The organism is Pseudomonas sp. FDAARGOS_761, assembly GCF_013343155.1.
Lineage (GTDB): Bacteria > Pseudomonadota > Gammaproteobacteria > Pseudomonadales > Pseudomonadaceae > Pseudomonas > Pseudomonas aeruginosa.
The window spans coordinates 4969817-4985086 of sequence record NZ_CP054572.1 but is presented as its reverse complement, the minus strand read 5'-3'; the positions used below and the strand labels follow the sequence as shown (position 1 = coordinate 4985086).

At 67.6% G+C, this 15270-nt stretch carries 18 protein-coding genes; 11 read left to right on the top strand and 7 right to left on the bottom strand.

Annotation, left to right across the window (positions count from 1 at the left end):
- Window positions 1-33: 33 nt before the first annotated feature.
- A complete protein-coding gene (tkt, locus tag FOC67_RS23220) occupies window positions 34-2031 on the top strand; it encodes a transketolase (protein WP_003110216.1) in 1998 nt (665 codons plus the stop codon).
- Window positions 2031-3095, top strand: a complete 1065-nt coding sequence (locus FOC67_RS23215) for a hypothetical protein (RefSeq protein WP_009315153.1) — start codon at window positions 2031-2033, stop codon at window positions 3093-3095. The genes tkt and FOC67_RS23215 overlap by 1 nt, the downstream gene beginning before the upstream one ends.
- On the opposite strand, the gene otnI is transcribed toward FOC67_RS23215, so the two are convergent.
- Window positions 3076-3873 carry a 2-oxo-tetronate isomerase gene (gene otnI / locus FOC67_RS23210; protein ID WP_003113230.1) on the bottom strand — a complete coding sequence of 266 codons (798 nt, stop codon included), beginning with the start codon at window positions 3871-3873 and terminating at the stop codon, window positions 3076-3078. The genes FOC67_RS23215 and otnI overlap by 20 nt on opposite strands.
- Before the next feature lie 214 nt (window positions 3874-4087).
- Between otnI and epd the strand changes: the two genes are divergently transcribed.
- From epd to FOC67_RS23180, 6 genes are all read left to right on the top strand, one after another.
- Window positions 4088-5149 carry an erythrose-4-phosphate dehydrogenase gene (gene epd, locus FOC67_RS23205; RefSeq protein ID WP_003084958.1) on the top strand — a complete coding sequence of 354 codons (1062 nt, stop codon included), beginning with the start codon at window positions 4088-4090 and terminating at the stop codon, window positions 5147-5149.
- Window positions 5150-5154: 5 nt separating this feature from the next.
- A complete protein-coding gene (locus FOC67_RS23200; protein WP_009315158.1) occupies window positions 5155-6318 on the top strand; it encodes a phosphoglycerate kinase in 1164 nt (387 codons plus the stop codon).
- 72 nt (window positions 6319-6390) lie between these two features.
- Window positions 6391-6591, top strand: coding sequence for a hypothetical protein (locus FOC67_RS23195; RefSeq protein ID WP_003084961.1), 201 nt, complete (start codon window positions 6391-6393; stop codon window positions 6589-6591).
- A gap of 159 nt (window positions 6592-6750) precedes the next feature.
- Window positions 6751-7092: an MliC family protein gene (locus FOC67_RS23190; protein ID WP_003084963.1), complete on the top strand. Its 342-nt coding sequence runs from the start codon at window positions 6751-6753 to the stop codon at window positions 7090-7092.
- Window positions 7093-7211: 119 nt separating this feature from the next.
- Window positions 7212-8276 carry a class II fructose-bisphosphate aldolase gene (fba, locus tag FOC67_RS23185; protein WP_003084964.1) on the top strand — a complete coding sequence of 355 codons (1065 nt, stop codon included), beginning with the start codon at window positions 7212-7214 and terminating at the stop codon, window positions 8274-8276.
- Between the two features lie 65 nt (window positions 8277-8341).
- The gene (locus tag FOC67_RS23180) at window positions 8342-8824 is read left to right on the top strand and encodes a hypothetical protein (RefSeq protein WP_009315162.1); all 483 of its coding nucleotides are present in this window, start codon (window positions 8342-8344) and stop codon (window positions 8822-8824) included.
- Window position 8825: 1 nt separating this feature from the next.
- Here the strand turns inward: FOC67_RS23180 and FOC67_RS23175 are convergent, their stop codons facing one another.
- The gene (locus FOC67_RS23175) at window positions 8826-9251 is read right to left on the bottom strand and encodes an SgcJ/EcaC family oxidoreductase (RefSeq protein WP_003110219.1); all 426 of its coding nucleotides are present in this window, start codon (window positions 9249-9251) and stop codon (window positions 8826-8828) included.
- A gap of 229 nt (window positions 9252-9480) precedes the next feature.
- Between FOC67_RS23175 and FOC67_RS23170 the strand changes: the two genes are divergently transcribed.
- Window positions 9481-10248, top strand: a complete 768-nt coding sequence (locus tag FOC67_RS23170) for a class I SAM-dependent methyltransferase (protein WP_003084969.1) — start codon at window positions 9481-9483, stop codon at window positions 10246-10248.
- On the opposite strand, the gene FOC67_RS23165 is transcribed toward FOC67_RS23170, so the two are convergent.
- Window positions 10245-11423, bottom strand: a complete 1179-nt coding sequence (locus FOC67_RS23165) for an NAD(P)/FAD-dependent oxidoreductase (RefSeq protein WP_003084970.1) — start codon at window positions 11421-11423, stop codon at window positions 10245-10247. The two genes, FOC67_RS23170 and FOC67_RS23165, sit on opposite strands and share 4 nt — an antisense overlap.
- Before the next feature lie 112 nt (window positions 11424-11535).
- Here FOC67_RS23165 and FOC67_RS23160 point away from each other — a divergent pair, with 112 nt between their 5' ends.
- Window positions 11536-12024 (top strand): M48 family metallopeptidase, encoded by a 489-nt coding sequence (locus FOC67_RS23160; protein WP_003084971.1) that lies wholly within the window; start codon window positions 11536-11538, stop codon window positions 12022-12024.
- A gap of 7 nt (window positions 12025-12031) precedes the next feature.
- Here FOC67_RS23160 and FOC67_RS23155 read toward each other — a convergent pair whose 3' ends face one another.
- The 3 genes from FOC67_RS23155 to FOC67_RS23145 all read right to left on the bottom strand — a co-directional run bounded on the left by FOC67_RS23155 (window position 12032) and on the right by FOC67_RS23145 (window position 14298).
- Window positions 12032-12727, bottom strand: coding sequence for an HAD family hydrolase (locus tag FOC67_RS23155; RefSeq protein ID WP_003084972.1), 696 nt, complete (start codon window positions 12725-12727; stop codon window positions 12032-12034).
- A gap of 128 nt (window positions 12728-12855) precedes the next feature.
- A complete protein-coding gene (locus FOC67_RS23150; RefSeq protein ID WP_003084974.1) occupies window positions 12856-13209 on the bottom strand; it encodes a DUF805 domain-containing protein in 354 nt (117 codons plus the stop codon).
- 177 nt (window positions 13210-13386) lie between these two features.
- Window positions 13387-14298: an AraC family transcriptional regulator gene (locus tag FOC67_RS23145; protein WP_009315166.1), complete on the bottom strand. Its 912-nt coding sequence runs from the start codon at window positions 14296-14298 to the stop codon at window positions 13387-13389.
- Between the two features lie 117 nt (window positions 14299-14415).
- Here FOC67_RS23145 and FOC67_RS23140 point away from each other — a divergent pair, with 117 nt between their 5' ends.
- Window positions 14416-14754: a carboxymuconolactone decarboxylase family protein gene (locus FOC67_RS23140; protein ID WP_003084980.1), complete on the top strand. Its 339-nt coding sequence runs from the start codon at window positions 14416-14418 to the stop codon at window positions 14752-14754.
- Here FOC67_RS23140 and FOC67_RS23135 read toward each other — a convergent pair.
- Window positions 14744-15259: a hypothetical protein gene (locus tag FOC67_RS23135; RefSeq protein WP_003117947.1), complete on the bottom strand. Its 516-nt coding sequence runs from the start codon at window positions 15257-15259 to the stop codon at window positions 14744-14746. The genes FOC67_RS23140 and FOC67_RS23135 overlap by 11 nt on opposite strands.
- Window positions 15260-15270: the final 11 nt, after the last annotated feature.

Sequence of the window (15270 nt, the reverse complement as noted above, 5' to 3'; positions counted from 1 at the left end):
CTTCCGACCAGCAACCCCCGTAGGAGAATTGCGATGCCCAGCCGTCGTGAGCGAGCCAATGCCATCCGTGCACTGAGCATGGATGCCGTGCAGAAAGCCAACAGCGGCCACCCGGGCGCCCCGATGGGCATGGCCGATATCGCCGAGGTCCTCTGGCGCGACTACATGCAGCACAACCCGAGCAACCCGCAGTGGGCCAACCGCGACCGCTTCGTGCTGTCCAACGGCCACGGCTCGATGCTGATCTACTCCCTGCTGCACCTCACCGGGTACGACCTCGGCATCGAGGACCTGAAGAACTTCCGCCAGCTCAACTCGCGCACCCCGGGCCACCCGGAGTACGGCTACACCGCCGGCGTCGAGACCACCACCGGTCCGCTCGGCCAGGGCATCGCCAATGCGGTGGGCATGGCGCTGGCGGAGAAGGTCCTGGCCGCCCAGTTCAACCGCGACGGCCACGCGGTGGTCGACCACTACACCTACGCCTTCCTCGGCGACGGCTGCATGATGGAAGGCATTTCCCATGAGGTCGCCTCGCTGGCCGGCACCCTGCGCCTGAACAAGCTGATCGCCTTCTACGACGACAACGGCATTTCCATCGACGGCGAGGTCCACGGCTGGTTCACCGACGACACCCCGAAGCGCTTCGAGGCCTATGGCTGGCAAGTGATCCGCAACGTCGACGGGCATGACGCCGACGAGATCAAGACCGCCATCGATACCGCGCGCAAGAGCGACCAGCCGACCCTGATCTGCTGCAAGACCGTGATCGGCTTCGGCTCGCCGAACAAGCAGGGCAAGGAAGAGTGCCACGGCGCGCCGCTGGGTGCCGACGAGATCGCCGCGACCCGCGCCGCGCTGGGCTGGGAGCACGCTCCGTTCGAGATCCCGGCGCAGATCTACGCCGAGTGGGACGCCAAGGAAACCGGCGCCGCCCAGGAAGCCGAGTGGAACAAGCGTTTCGCCGCCTACCAGGCCGCCCATCCGGAACTGGCCGCCGAACTGCTGCGCCGCCTGAAGGGCGAGCTGCCGGCCGACTTCGCCGAGAAGGCCGCGGCCTACGTCGCCGACGTCGCCAACAAGGGCGAGACCATCGCCAGCCGCAAGGCCAGCCAGAACGCGCTGAACGCCTTCGGCCCGCTGCTGCCGGAACTGCTCGGCGGTTCCGCCGACCTGGCCGGCTCCAACCTGACCCTGTGGAAGGGCTGCAAGGGCGTCAGCGCCGACGACGCTGCCGGCAACTACGTGTTCTACGGCGTGCGTGAATTCGGCATGAGCGCGATCATGAATGGCGTCGCCCTGCACGGCGGTTTCATTCCTTACGGTGCGACCTTCCTGATCTTCATGGAATACGCGCGCAACGCCGTGCGCATGTCCGCACTGATGAAGCAGCGCGTGCTCTACGTGTTCACCCACGACTCCATCGGCCTCGGCGAGGACGGCCCGACCCACCAGCCGATCGAACAACTGGCCAGCCTGCGCCTGACCCCGAACCTGGACACCTGGCGCCCGGCCGACGCGGTCGAGTCGGCGGTGGCCTGGAAGCATGCCATCGAGCGTGCCGACGGTCCGTCCGCGCTGATCTTCTCCCGCCAGAACCTGCCGCACCAGGCGCGCGACGTCGCCCAGGTGGCCGACATCGCCCGCGGCGGCTACGTGCTGAAGGACTGCGAAGGCGAGCCGGAACTGATCCTGATCGCCACCGGTTCGGAAGTCGGCCTGGCCGTGCAGGCCTACGACAAGCTCAGCGAGCAGGGCCGCAAGGTCCGCGTGGTATCGATGCCGTGCACCAGCGTCTACGAGCAGCAGGACGAGTCCTACAAGCAGTCCGTGCTGCCGGTGGAAGTCGGCGCGCGCATCGCCATCGAGGCCGCCCATGCCGACTACTGGTACAAGTACGTCGGTCTCGACGGGCGCATCATCGGCATGACCAGCTTCGGCGAGTCGGCGCCGGCCCCGGCGCTGTTCGAGCACTTCGGCTTCACCCTGGACAACGTCCTGGCGGTGGCCGAGGAGCTGCTGGAAGACTGATGCACACGCTCTACTGGCGGGACCTCGAAAGCCCCGCCAATGGCGAATGGCTGGGCCTCGCGGTCCAGGTGGAGGGCGCCCATCGGGCGCCCTCTTTCCTTCATCTGCAATCCGGCGGCCAGGCCCGCATCCGTCTGATGCGCGGCGATCAGCCGCTGCTCTGGGCCACCCAGTTGCCGTACCACGATGGCATCTGGCTGGTGAAGAGCCTGGTCGCGGCGAGCCCGGCGCAGGCCAGCGTGCCGCCCATCGACTCGCCGACCCTGGAAGCCTTGCGCGGCCTGCGCGGCGAGGCCCGCTACAAGGCCTGGAGCCGGCATTTCGTCGAGGCCCTGCGCGCCAGCCCGGGCAGTTGCCTGGAGGCCGGGCGCTGGTTGCTGCGCCTGTCGCTCGCCGAGCAGGTGCCCGCCTGGCAGCCACCGCAGAGCCACGATCCGCGCGAACGGGTGCTGGAACGCTGGCGCTACCGCAGCGTCGGGCGCGACGCACTGTTGCCGGACTGGCGCTTCTACAGCCTGGAGAAGGTCCTCGACGACGACTGGGTGCAGTGGCTCGACTGGTGGGGGCGCGACAACGACGCCCTGATCGCCCTGCGCCGGGTCGAGGATGACGAGGGGCGGGTCAAGTGGTGGCGCAAGAAGGCCCGCGAAGGCGAGCTGCCGCCGGTGCTGGCGCTGCGCCTGAACTGCCTGGATGCCTGCGTGATCCTCGATGGCCACTGCCGGCTGCGCGCCGGCCTGCTGGAGAACGTCGCGCCGGAGATCCTGGTGCTCTGCGCCTACGACGAGCAGCAGATGCCGGTGGATACGGCACAGCGCGAACGGGTGCTGCAATCGCTGGCGCAGCGGGTCGACGCGCCGGTGCGCCGTGGACGCCGGCCGCTGGATAGCGAACAGCTCAACCAGGTGCTGCTGCGCCTGTTCGACGACCGTCCCTGGCCGCGAGTGCTGACCCGTGCACGCGCGGTGCTGAAGGAAGAACAGTGGTGCGCGGAAGTGCGCGACTGGCTGGCCGCCCGCGAGCGCCTGGACGCGCTGGAGCCGATCATCCGTCGCGTCGAGTAGCGCGCCAGCGCCGCAGCCATTCCAGGCCTGCCGAGGTGTCGCCGCGCGGACGGTACTCGCAGCCGATCCAGCCCTGGTAGCCGAGCCGGTCGAGTAGCTCGAACAGGTAGGGGTAGTTCACTTCGTTGTCGTCATCCGGCTCGTGGCGGTCGGGTACCCCGGCGATCTGGACATGGCCGATATTGCCGATGTCGCGACGCAGGGTGGTGGCCAGGTCGCCCTCGACGATCTGGCAGTGGTAGCAGTCGAACTGCACCTGCAGGTTGTCCGCGCCGACCTCGCGGCAGATGGCCTGGGCGTCGTCCTGGCGGGTGAGGAAGAAGCCCGGCATGTCGCGGTTGTTGATCGGCTCTATGAGCACCGTCAGCCCGGCGCCGGCGGCCTCGCGGGCGGCATGGGCGAGGTTGTCGAGGTAGGTCTCGCGGTGGCGGATGCGGTCGGCGCCGGCCGGCAGCAGTCCGGCCATGACATGGATGTGGCGGTTGCCGAGGACCTGGGCATAGTCGATGGCCTGGGCGATGGCGCGGCGGAATTCGGCCTCGCGCCCCGGCAGGCTGGCCAGGCCGCGCTCGCCCTTGTCCCAGTCGCCGGGTGCGGCATTGAACAGCACCTGGCGCAGGCCGTGGTCGTCCAGCCGGGCCTTCAGTTCGGCCGCAGGGTAGGCATAGGGGAACAGGTACTCCACGCCCTCGAAGCCGTCCGCCGCGGCGGCGGCGAAGCGTTCGAGGAAGTCGTGGCGGGGGTAGAGCATGCTGAGGTTGGCGGCGAAGCGGGGCATCTGGCGCTCCTGGCGGTCGGTGGATGCGGGCGAGCCTTGCACAACGGAACGCGGTCGCGCCAGCCAGGTGTCGCATGAATCGTTTCAGCGCCTGCACGCGAGCCGTCGCCGCGGCGTACGCCGCGCCGCGCGGGTCGCGGACGGTTCCCAGGCGGGCCCATCCCCCGCATAATTGGCGCCTTTCACTGGCCCCTTGCCGGAGCTATCCCTGCCGATGTCCACCCCGCCTTTTCGCGTCGCGCTCAATGGCTATGGCCGTATCGGCCGCTGCGTCCTGCGCGCGCTGCACGAGCGCCCGGAGCAACTGGGCTTCGAGATCGTCGCGCTGAACGACCTGGCCGACCAGGCCAGCGTCGAGTACCTGACCCGCTTCGACTCCACCCATGGCCGCTTTCCCGGCGAAGTGAAGGTCGACGGCGACTGCCTGCACATCAACGGCGATTGCGTGAAGGTGCTGCGCAGCCCGACTCCGGAGGCCATCGACTGGCAGGCGCTGCGGGTCGACCTGGTGCTGGAGTGCTCCGGCCAGTACACCAACCGCGCCCAGGCCGAGCGTTTCCTCCGCGCCGGCGCGCCGCGGGTGCTGTTCTCGCAGCCGATGGCGAGCGAGGCGGACATCGACGCCACCATCGTCTATGGGGTCAACCAGCAGGACCTCAGCGGCCGCGAAACGTTGGTCTCCAACGCCTCCTGCACGACCAATTGCGGGGTGCCGCTGCTCAAGCTGCTGAACGAGGCGATCGGCCTGGAATACGTGTCGATCACCACCATCCACTCGGCGATGAACGACCAGCCGGTGATCGACGCCTACCACCATGAGGACCTGCGCCGTACCCGTTCGGCGTTCCAGTCGGTGATCCCGGTGTCCACCGGTCTGGCGCGCGGCATCGAACGCCTGTTGCCGGAACTTGCCGGGCGCATCCAGGCCAAAGCCATACGCGTGCCCACGGTGAACGTCTCGGCGCTGGACATCACCCTGCAGACTTCCCGCGACACCTCCGCCGCCGAGATCAACCGGGTGCTTCGCGAGGCCGCCGAAAGCGGCCCGCTGCGCGGACTGCTGGCTTATACCGAGCTGCCGCACGCCAGTTGCGATTTCAACCACGACCCCCATTCGGCCATCGTCGATGGCAGCCAGACCCGCGTTTCCGGGCCTCGCCTGGTCAACCTGCTGGCCTGGTTCGACAACGAATGGGGATTCGCCAACCGTATGCTCGACGTCGCCGGACACTACCTGCGCGCCGCCGTGCCTGATCAACAAGTACCCAAGGACTGATTGTCATGACCGTGTTGAAGATGACTGACCTCGACCTCAAAGGTAAGCGCGTGCTGATCCGCGAGGACCTCAACGTGCCCGTGAAGGACGGCCAGGTGCAGAGCGATGCACGGATCAAGGCCGCCCTGCCGACCCTCAAGCTGGCCCTGGAGAAGGGCGCGGCGGTGATGGTCTGCTCGCACCTGGGCCGTCCGACCGAGGGCGAGTTCTCCGCCGAGAACAGCCTGAAGCCGGTGGCCGAGTACCTGTCCAAGGCCCTGGGCCGCGAAGTGCCGCTGCTGGCCGACTACCTCGACGGCGTCGAGGTCAAGGCGGGCGACCTGGTGCTGTTCGAGAACGTGCGCTTCAACAAGGGCGAGAAGAAGAACGCCGACGAGCTGGCGCAGAAGTACGCCGCGCTGTGCGACGTGTTCGTGATGGATGCCTTCGGTACCGCCCACCGCGCCGAGGGGTCGACCCACGGCGTGGCCAGGTTCGCCAAGGTCGCCGCCGCCGGCCCGCTGCTGGCCGCCGAACTGGACGCGCTGGGCAAGGCGCTGGGCAACCCGGCGCGGCCGATGGCGGCGATCGTCGCCGGCTCCAAGGTTTCCACCAAGCTCGACGTGCTGAACAGCCTGGCCGGCATCTGCGACCAACTGATCGTCGGCGGCGGCATCGCCAACACCTTCCTCGCCGCGGCCGGACACAAGGTCGGCAAGTCGCTGTACGAGGCCGACCTGGTCGAGACCGCCAAGGCCATCGCCGCCAAGGTCAAGGTGCCGCTGCCGGTGGACGTGGTGGTGGCCAAGGAATTCGCCGAGAGCGCCGTGGCGACCGTCAAGGTCATCGCCGAGGTCGCCGACGACGACATGATCCTCGACATCGGCCCGCAGACCGCCGCGCAGTTCGCCGAGCTGCTGAAGACCTCGAAGACCATCCTGTGGAACGGTCCGGTCGGGGTGTTCGAGTTCGACCAGTTCGGCGAGGGCACCCGTACCTTGGCCAACGCCATCGCCGATAGCGCGGCGTTCTCCATCGCCGGCGGCGGCGATACCCTGGCGGCGATCGACAAGTACGGCATCGCCGAGCGGATCTCCTATATTTCCACCGGTGGCGGCGCGTTCCTCGAGTTCGTCGAGGGCAAGGTCCTGCCGGCCGTGGAAATCCTGGAGCAGCGCGCCAAGGGCTGACGCAGACGGGGCAAACCATTCGCCGTCCTCGGCGGTCACACCTTTGAGGACGACGAAAAAAGGAGGTGCCCCATGCGTTCCGTAACCTTGCCACTCCTGATGTTCTGCCTGGGCCTGGCCGCCTGTAGCGGCGATGGCGGTCGACGCCCGAGCACCTGCGAGGTGATCAGTCCGCCGGACGTGATGGTGCCGACCGAGCAGAACCGCCAGCGGGTCGAGCAGCAGAGTAGCGGCGATCCGACCGCCGGACAAAAGCCGGTGGAATGCCCGTAGTGCTTTTCTGCCAGTTTCTACGGAAAGGGCTGGGGATTCGCCAGCGTACGCAGTAGCATTGCGCCTTTCCTGTGACAGGCAAGGCCAGCCGGCCGCCGCGCGGGCCGCTTGCGGCCCGGCGAGGTGCGGCGGAGCGTTCCGCACGGATGGAGGATGGACATGAACTACTCGCGTATCGCCCTGCTCGGCGGCCTCGCCGCCGCGGCCCTGCTGGCCGGCTGCTCCGGCTCCTCGGGCAAGCCCGGTGGCAAGGACTGGACCCGCTGGACCTGCGACAGCAAGGCGGTGATCGAATGGCGCTATATCGACGGCAGCAAGAACATCGTCGACCTGCGCCTGAAGGACGAGGACGACGTGGTCCACCATCTGGAGCAGGAACCTGCGGCCGTCGGCGCTTTCTATAGCGACGGACGCCTGGGCTTCCACCTGGAGAACGACGAAGGCCTGGTGTACTGGGTCGAAACCGACGACCTCATCGGTCGCGGTTGCAAGGCGCGCTGAGTCGCGCCGGCAGGGGCGCGGCGCCGCGACCGCTCCTCGCAAGGAACTTGAACCGGGCCTGCCCCTGCGGCAGGCTTCTGAATCACTGAACGACCCCGCGATTGGGAGATACGAGAACCATGGCACTCATCAGCATGCGCCAGATGCTGGATCACGCCGCCGAATTCGGCTACGGCGTGCCGGCCTTCAACGTCAACAACCTCGAGCAGATGCGCGCCATCATGGAAGCGGCCGACAAGACCGATTCGCCCGTGATCGTCCAGGCTTCCGCCGGTGCTCGCAAATACGCCGGCGCGCCCTTCCTGCGCCACCTGATCCTCGCCGCGATCGAAGAATTCCCGCACATCCCGGTGGTCATGCACCAGGATCACGGCACCAGTCCCGACGTCTGCCAGCGTTCCATCCAGCTGGGCTTCAGCTCGGTGATGATGGACGGCTCCCTGCGTGAAGACGGCAAGACCCCTGCCGACTACGACTACAACGTCCGCGTGACCCAGCAGACCGTGGCGTTCGCCCATGCCTGCGGCGTGTCCGTGGAAGGCGAGCTGGGCTGCCTGGGTTCCCTGGAAACCGGCATGGCCGGCGAGGAAGACGGCGTCGGCGCGGAAGGCGTGCTGGACCACAGCCAGTTGCTGACCGACCCGGAAGAAGCCGCCGACTTCGTGAAGAAGACCAAGGTCGACGCCCTGGCCATCGCCATCGGCACCAGCCACGGCGCCTACAAGTTCACCAAGCCGCCGACCGGGGACACCCTGTCGATCCAGCGCATCAAGGAAATCCACGCGCGCATCCCGGACACCCACCTGGTGATGCACGGCTCTTCCTCGGTACCGCAGGACTGGCTGGCGATCATCAACGAGTACGGCGGCGAGATCAAAGAGACCTACGGCGTGCCGGTCGAGGAAATCGTCGAGGGCATCAAGTACGGCGTGCGCAAGGTGAACATCGACACCGACCTGCGCCTGGCCTCCACCGGTGCCATCCGCCGCTTCCTGGCGCAGAACCCGAGCGAGTTCGACCCGCGCAAGTACTTCTCCAAGACCGTCGAGGCCATGCGCGACATCTGCATCGCTCGCTACGAAGCCTTCGGCACCGCCGGCAACGCTTCCAAGATCAAGCCGATCTCCCTGGAAGGCATGTTCCAGCGCTACGCCCGCGGCGAGCTGGATCCGAAGGTCAACTAAGCGCCTTCGTTCGAACGGGAGCCCCGCTGGTCGGGGCTCTTGCACATCCGTCCCGGGGAAATCCGATGCGCCGCTGGCTCCTGACCCTGCCGTTCCTCCTGCTGGCCGGTTGCGCTGGCCTGCACACGCCGTCCCGCGACGTCGAGGAGGCCGCGTCGCCGAGCGTAGCGCGTGATCCCGCCGATCCGCAGGATTGCCTGGCGCGTAGCGACTGCACGACCAAGACTTCGCGCACCCTGTTGTTCGTCTTCGACTATGCAGAGGCCGGCGGCGAACTGGTGGTGCGCGACGGTCGCCGACTGGAAACCCCGCCGGCGCCGCACCGCTCCACCTGGCCGGCGTTGCGCATCCAGCTGGCCGAGCCGGTCAACGGTCGCTTCGAGTTCGAGAGCCCCTGCCTGCGCAAGAGCGGCAAGGGCTGCCGCTACAGCCAGGCTACGCTGCTGAAGGTCTACCGCAGCTACCTGGTCGGCAAGCCTTGCTCGCTGCTCAGCCCTCGCGCAGTGAAACGCTGCGGCGACCCGGCGACGACCGCCGCGCGGCGCTGAGTCAGGGCTGCAGGTCGAACAGCGCCTTGCCGTCCATGTCGAACGGCGCCGAGAAATGCTCGTGGATCACCTTCCAGCCGTCGCCTTGCTTGCGGTAGCCGGCGCTGACCCGCATCCACGAGGAGTGCGGCTGGCCGTCCGGGCCGGTGCCGCCGCAGTGGCAGAGGTAGTGGGCGAAGGCGACCTGCTGGTCGGCATGGATCTGCAGTTCGGCGATATCGAAGGTCATCGGTCCTTTGCACATCTCGGTGCAGGCCTGCCAGTGCTTCTGGTAGGCGTCGCGCCCCTTGAATTGCAATTGCAGGATGGCGTCGAAGGCGACGATGTCCTCCGCGTAGTACGAGACGATGCGCGGAACGTCGCTGGCGCGGACGGCGGCTCGCCAGTCTTCGATCAATTGGCGGATGGCGCTGACTTCGCTGCTCATGGCTGACTCCTGGTTGTGGCGGGGGACGCCGGCGTGTGCCGGGATGCTTTTACCCTGGTCGTCGGGTGGGCCTTCGGATCGACAATAGCCTCTTCCCCGAGAGGTCCACGAAGCCCCTGACCAATGGCTGCGAGCCACGCTGCGCAAGGCTTTGAACCGTTCGTCTGGAATTCGGAGGAAAACCGCTGTGCTATACCTCGGGCTTTCCCTGCCGCCCAGGAGGTCCCTCATGTCGTCCGTACACAGCGCCGCCCAGCAAGGTTTCAGCGCCGAGGCCCAGCGTTACGCCCAGGGCCGGCCCGAGTACCCGGAAGCGCTCTCCGACTGGCTGCGCGATGCCCTTGGCCTGCGTCCGCAGACCGTCGCGGTGGACCTCGGCGCCGGCACCGGCAAGTTCACCCGCCTGCTGGCCCGTACCGGCGCGCGGGTGGTCGCGGTGGAACCGGTGGATGCGATGCGCGCCCAGCTCGCCGAAGCCTTGCCGCAGGTCCAGGCGCTGGCCGGTAGCGCCCAGTCGATTCCGTTAGCCAACGGCTTCGCCGACGCCCTGGTGTGCGCACAGGCCTTTCATTGGTTCGCCACCGTGGAGGCGCTGGAGGAAATGCGCCGCGTGCTGACGGCGGAAGGCAGGCTGGGGCTGGTGTGGAACGTGCGTGACGAGTCGCTGGATTGGGTCGCCGAGATCACCCGCATCATCACCCCCTACGAAGGCGATGCGCCGCGTTTCTACAAGGGCGACTGGCGTCGGCCGTTCGAGCGTGCGCCCTTCGGACCGCTGCGACTTTCCACCTTCGCCTACGAGCATGTCGGCCCGCCGGAGCAGGTGATCGTCTCGCGCTTCCTTTCGGTGAGCTTCATCGCCGCCTTGCCGGAGACGGAAAAGAACGCCGTGGCGGCGCAATTGCGCGAGCTGGTCGCCAGCCACCCGGCGCTCAAGGGGAAGGAGCAGGTAGCGCTGCCCTATCGCACCGAGGCCTATCTGGCCGAGGCGCGCTAGGCGTACTGTCCCGCCGCATAACCCGAGGCCCAGGCCCACTGGAAGTTGAAGCCGCCGAGGTGGCCGCTGACGTCCAGTACTTCGCCGACGAAATACAGCCCCGGCGAGCGCTGCGACTCCATGGTCTTCGACGACACTTCGTCGGTGCTCACCCCGCCCAGGGTCACTTCCGCGGTGCGGTAGCCCTCGGTGCCCGAGGGCGTGACCCGCCAGGCCGAAAGCTGCCCGGCGATACCCGCCAGTTCGGTCGGGGTGTACTGTTTCATCGGCTTGGAGACGAACCAGCGGTCGGCCAGCAGTCCGGCGAGCTTCTTGGTGAACAACTCGGCGAGCAGGGTCTTCAGCTCGCTGTTGGGACGCTCGCGCTGTTGCTGCGCCAGCCATTCGCTGGCGTCGTGGTCCGGCAGCAGGTCGATTTCCAGGGTATCGCCCGGTTGCCAGTAGGAGGAAATCTGCAACATCGCCGGGCCGCTGAGGCCGCGATGGGTGAACAGCAGGTTCTCGCGGAACACTTGGCCGTTGCAGCTCACCCGGCAATCCACGGAGGTGCCGGAAAGCTCGGCGCACAGCTCCTTCAGCTGGTCGGTGATGGTGAACGGCACCAGCCCGGCGCGGGTCGGCAGCACCTCGTGGCCGAACTGGCGCGCCACCTGGTAGCCGAAACCGCTGGCGCCGAGGGTCGGGATCGACAGGCCGCCGCTGGCGATCACCAGCGACTCGCAGCGCATCTCGCCGGCGCTGGTACGCAGGCGGTAGCCGGCGTCGTCGCGGGCGATCTCTTCGATCGAGGTGTCCAGCAGGATTTCCGCTCCGGCCTCGGCGCATTCGCGCAGCAGCATCTCGAGGATGTCGCTGGACTTGTTGTCGCAGAACAGCTGGCCGAGTTTCTTCTCGTGGTACGGCACCTGGTGCTTGGCCACCAGGCCGATGAAGTCCCACTGGGTGTAGCGGGCCAGCGCCGACTTGCAGAAGTGCGGGTTGCGCGAAAGGAAGTTGGCCGGCTCGGTGTACAGGTTGGTGAAATTGCAGCGCCCGCCGCCGGACATGAGGATCTTCTTGCCGGCCTTGTTGGCGTGGTCGAGTACCCGCACGCGGCGCCCGCGCCCGGCCGCCGTCATCGCACACATCAGCCCGGCCGCCCCGGCGCCAACGATCAGCACATCTGTACTTGCCACTGTCCCACTCCGCTCATCGGAAACGGCGCGCATCTTACCCGAAGCGGCGGTCGGCCGCCGGAGCTCCCGACGCGGTACACTGGGCGTTTTCCGCGAACCGCCGGACCCGTGCATGATCCCCCTCAAGTACCTCCAGGCCTATCCCGCATCGCTGCAGGACCAGGTCCGCCAGCTGATCGCCGAGAACCGCCTGGGCGAGTACCTCGAGCGCCGCTACCCGGGGCGTCACGATGTGCAGAGTGACAAGGCGCTGTACGCCTACACCATGAACCTCAAGCAGGAACACCTGCGCAACGCGCCGGGCCTGGACAAGGTGCTCTACGACAACAAGCTCGACGTGGTCCAGCGTGCCCTCGGCCTGCACACCGCGATCTCGCGGGTGCAGGGCGGCAAGCTCAAGGCGAAGAAGGAAATCCGCGTGGCTTCCCTGTTCAAGGACGCCGCCCCGGAGTTCCTGCGGATGATCGTCGTCCACGAACTCGCCCACCTGAAGGAAAGCGAGCACAACAAGGCGTTCTACCAGCTCTGCCAGTACATGCTGCCGGACTATCACCAGCTGGAGTTCGACCTGCGGGTGTACCTGACCTGGAAGAGTCTCTGACGCCCGGTTACGGCGTTCCCAGCGCCACTCGGCTCTCGCGGCGCAGGCGCGCCACGGTCTCCGGCAGTTCGCGCATGTGCTCGACGATGGCGATGGCGCCCAGCTCGCGCAGTACCTCGGCGTGCCCGGCGGGAATGTGCCCGGCGCCGACGAAGCCGATCACCCGCATCCCCGCGGCGAGGGCGGCGCGGGTGCCGGTGCTGCTGTCTTCCACCACCAGGCAACGCTCGGGGGCGACGCCGAGCAGGCTGGCGGCGTGCAGGTAGACGTCGGGTGCGGGCTTGGGCAGGGCGACCATATCGGCGCTGGCCAGGCGTTCGCCGATCAGTTCGCTGAGCCCGGCGCGCGCCAGCGAGCGCTCCAGGCTGTGGCGGCGGCTGTTGGAGGCCACCGCGACGGGCAGATCCAGGGCCAGCAGCGCCTCGCGTGCGCCGGGAATGGGTTGGACCTGGGCGACCATCTCCTCGCTGCGCTGGCGCACCTCGCGGTTGAAGCTGTCGGGGATGCGCAGGCCGAAGTGCTTCTCGACGCGATCGAGGATGTCGCGGCTGGTCAGGCCGAAGGTGCCTTCCAGCAGGCGCTGCAGCTCCTCCAGCGGCGCGTAGGCGCTGAGCGCCTCGTACATCACGCGCTCGGCGATGACCTCGCTGTCGACCAGGACGCCGTCGCAGTCGGAAATCAGTGCGTCGATGGGGTGGGGCATGGGCTACCTCGCTGCGGGCGTTGGCGCAGGGCGCCGGAGTGGGAGCGAGGCATTCTAACCCCGGTCAGGGGCGGGAAGGGAAACAGGGAGAGGGAGAACGCCGGGCCGTGCGGCCCGGCGGGAAGGAATCAGGCGATGCCCTTCGGGTTCTGGCCGTACTGGTTCTGGCCGGCGTCGCTGTCCTTGGCCAGCAGGTAGATCAGGTACAGGCCGACGATCGGGATCAGCGCGATCAGCATCCACCAGCCGCTCTTGTTGATGTCGTGCAGACGCCGGGCGGTGACGCCCAGGGCCGGCAGCAGCACGGCGAGCGAGTAGAGATTGGCGATCGGCAGGAGCTTTTCACTGATCAGGCCGAGCACGACGCTCAGCGCGACGGAGATGATGATGTTCACCAGGGTGAACATCCAGTATTCCTTGCGACGGGCACGCCCGTTGAAGTCGAAGTAGTGTTCCTTCACGCATTTCAGAAACCATTCCATGTTTGCCTCCTGGGCGTACTGGTAAAGCGGGAGAGTGGGTGCCGCGACAAGTACCCCCGCGCCTCCTTGCCGGGAAAGCACAGTGTAGCCGTACTGTCAGTGAATTCGTACAGGATGTTGCGAAAATCATTCACATTGCATAGCAGCGGATCGCCGAAATGTGCGCCGGTAGCGCTTTCAGCGAGCGGAGTCGGCCTGGCGGCGGAAACGGCCCGGCGATTCGCCGAAGGCCTGGCGGAAATTGCGGGAAAACGCCGCCTCCGACTGGTAGCCGGTCTCGGCGGCGATATCCAGCAGGCTCTTCTGCGTTTGTCGCAGCAGGCCGCGGGCCTTTTCCATGCGGATGCGGGTCAGCAGGTTCCACGGCGAGGTCCCGCCGAGGGCGGAGAAGGCGCGGACGAAACTGGCCCGCGACATCGCCGCCTGCTGGGCAAGCTGTTCCAGGGTCCAGGCATGCTCCGGGCGTTCCAGCATGGCCCGCAGGGCTCGTCCCAGGCGGGCGTCGCCCAGCAGGCCGAACAGGCCGTCGCCCAGCGGTTGGCGGTCCAGGTAGGCGCGCAGGGCCAGGGCGAACAGCGCGGTGGCCAGCGCGTCGATGATCGAGCGGGCGCCGCTGCGGGTGCTCTCGGCTTCCTCGCGCATCAACCCGATCAGCGCGCGCAGGGGCTGCTGGGTCGACTCGTCCATATGCACCAGCAGGCGCTCGGGGAGCGCGCCGAACAGGGTGGCACCGGCGTGATAGCGGTAGCTGCCGCAAAGCATGTCGAGGGCCTCGCCGGGGCCGTTCAACTGGTACAGCGGGATGCTGCCGCGGTGCTCCACGGTGGGTTCGCAGGGTTGCGCCGGGCTGTCGCTGCGCAGGAGGTGCGGGGTGCCGCGTGGCAACAGGATCAGGTCACCGGGATGCAGGTCGAGGCGACCGCCATCGAGGAATTCGCAATAGCAGGTGCCGGCCATGACGATATGGAAGGTCGCCTCGCCGGGCACCGCTTGCGGGTGCTCCAGCGCCCAGCTGCCCTGTAGCTGGCAGCGCTGGTCGAGGCGGCCCTGCAGGTTGGCGAGCTGGATGAGCCGGTCGAGTGGGTCCATGGGATGAGCCGATCAGGTCGAAAGTAGAGACGCATGGGCAGGCGGCGCGGTCCAGACTGGTCGAGACTGGTAACCCGACGCGCCACTCCCGGCGCGAAAGCAACGGAGAATATCACCATGCTGAACAACTGGACCGAGTTCGTCCCCGCCGTGAAAAAAGCCTTCGGTGCCCTGGGCAAGCAACACCCGAAGATGCTCGCCGCCTATGGCGCGCTGGAGGAAGCCAGCGCCGAGGGCGCCCTGGATGCCAAGACCCGCGAACTGATCTCCATCGCCGTGGCTATTACCACCCGTTGCGACGGTTGCATCGGCGTGCACACCGAGGCCGCGCTGAAGGCCGGCGCCAGCGAGGCGGAAATCGCCCAGACCCTGGCTACCGCCATCTCCCTGAATGCCGGCGCCGCCTATGTCTATTCGCTGCGCGCGCTGGAAGCCTACGACCAGTTCAAAAAGTGAGGCCGTACAGGCGCTGCAGGTAGAACAGCAACCCCAGCCAGGCCACCAGGGCCAGCCAGCCCAGCCCCAGCAGGCCCTTGCGCAGCAGCGTCGAGGGCCTGCCGTGGAGCAGGTCGACCAGGCTCAGCACGCCGCCGAGCAGCAGCAGGCCGAGCAGCGCCTGGGTGTACTGGGCGAAACTCGGCGACAACGCCTCGTCGCCGTGGGCGGCATAGTTGTACAGGTTCCAGGCGCAGATCAGCGTCGCCGGCAGCAGCGCCAGCAGCGCGCCGAGCCAGCGCCCGCGGACATGCAGGAGGAAGCCCGCGAGCAGGCCGACCAGCCCGGTACCCAGCGGTAGCAGCGCCAGGCCCTGGCTGAGGTAGACCAGGTCGACGCCGTCGGCGAGCGCCATCGGGGTGACGAAACGGTAGCTGCCGCTGGCGCAGAGCAGCACCGAAAGCAGCAACAGGGCGTAGCCCGGCAGGTACGGCCAGAAGGCGGGACGCGGGGGCAGGTCGGACATGGATGTTCCTT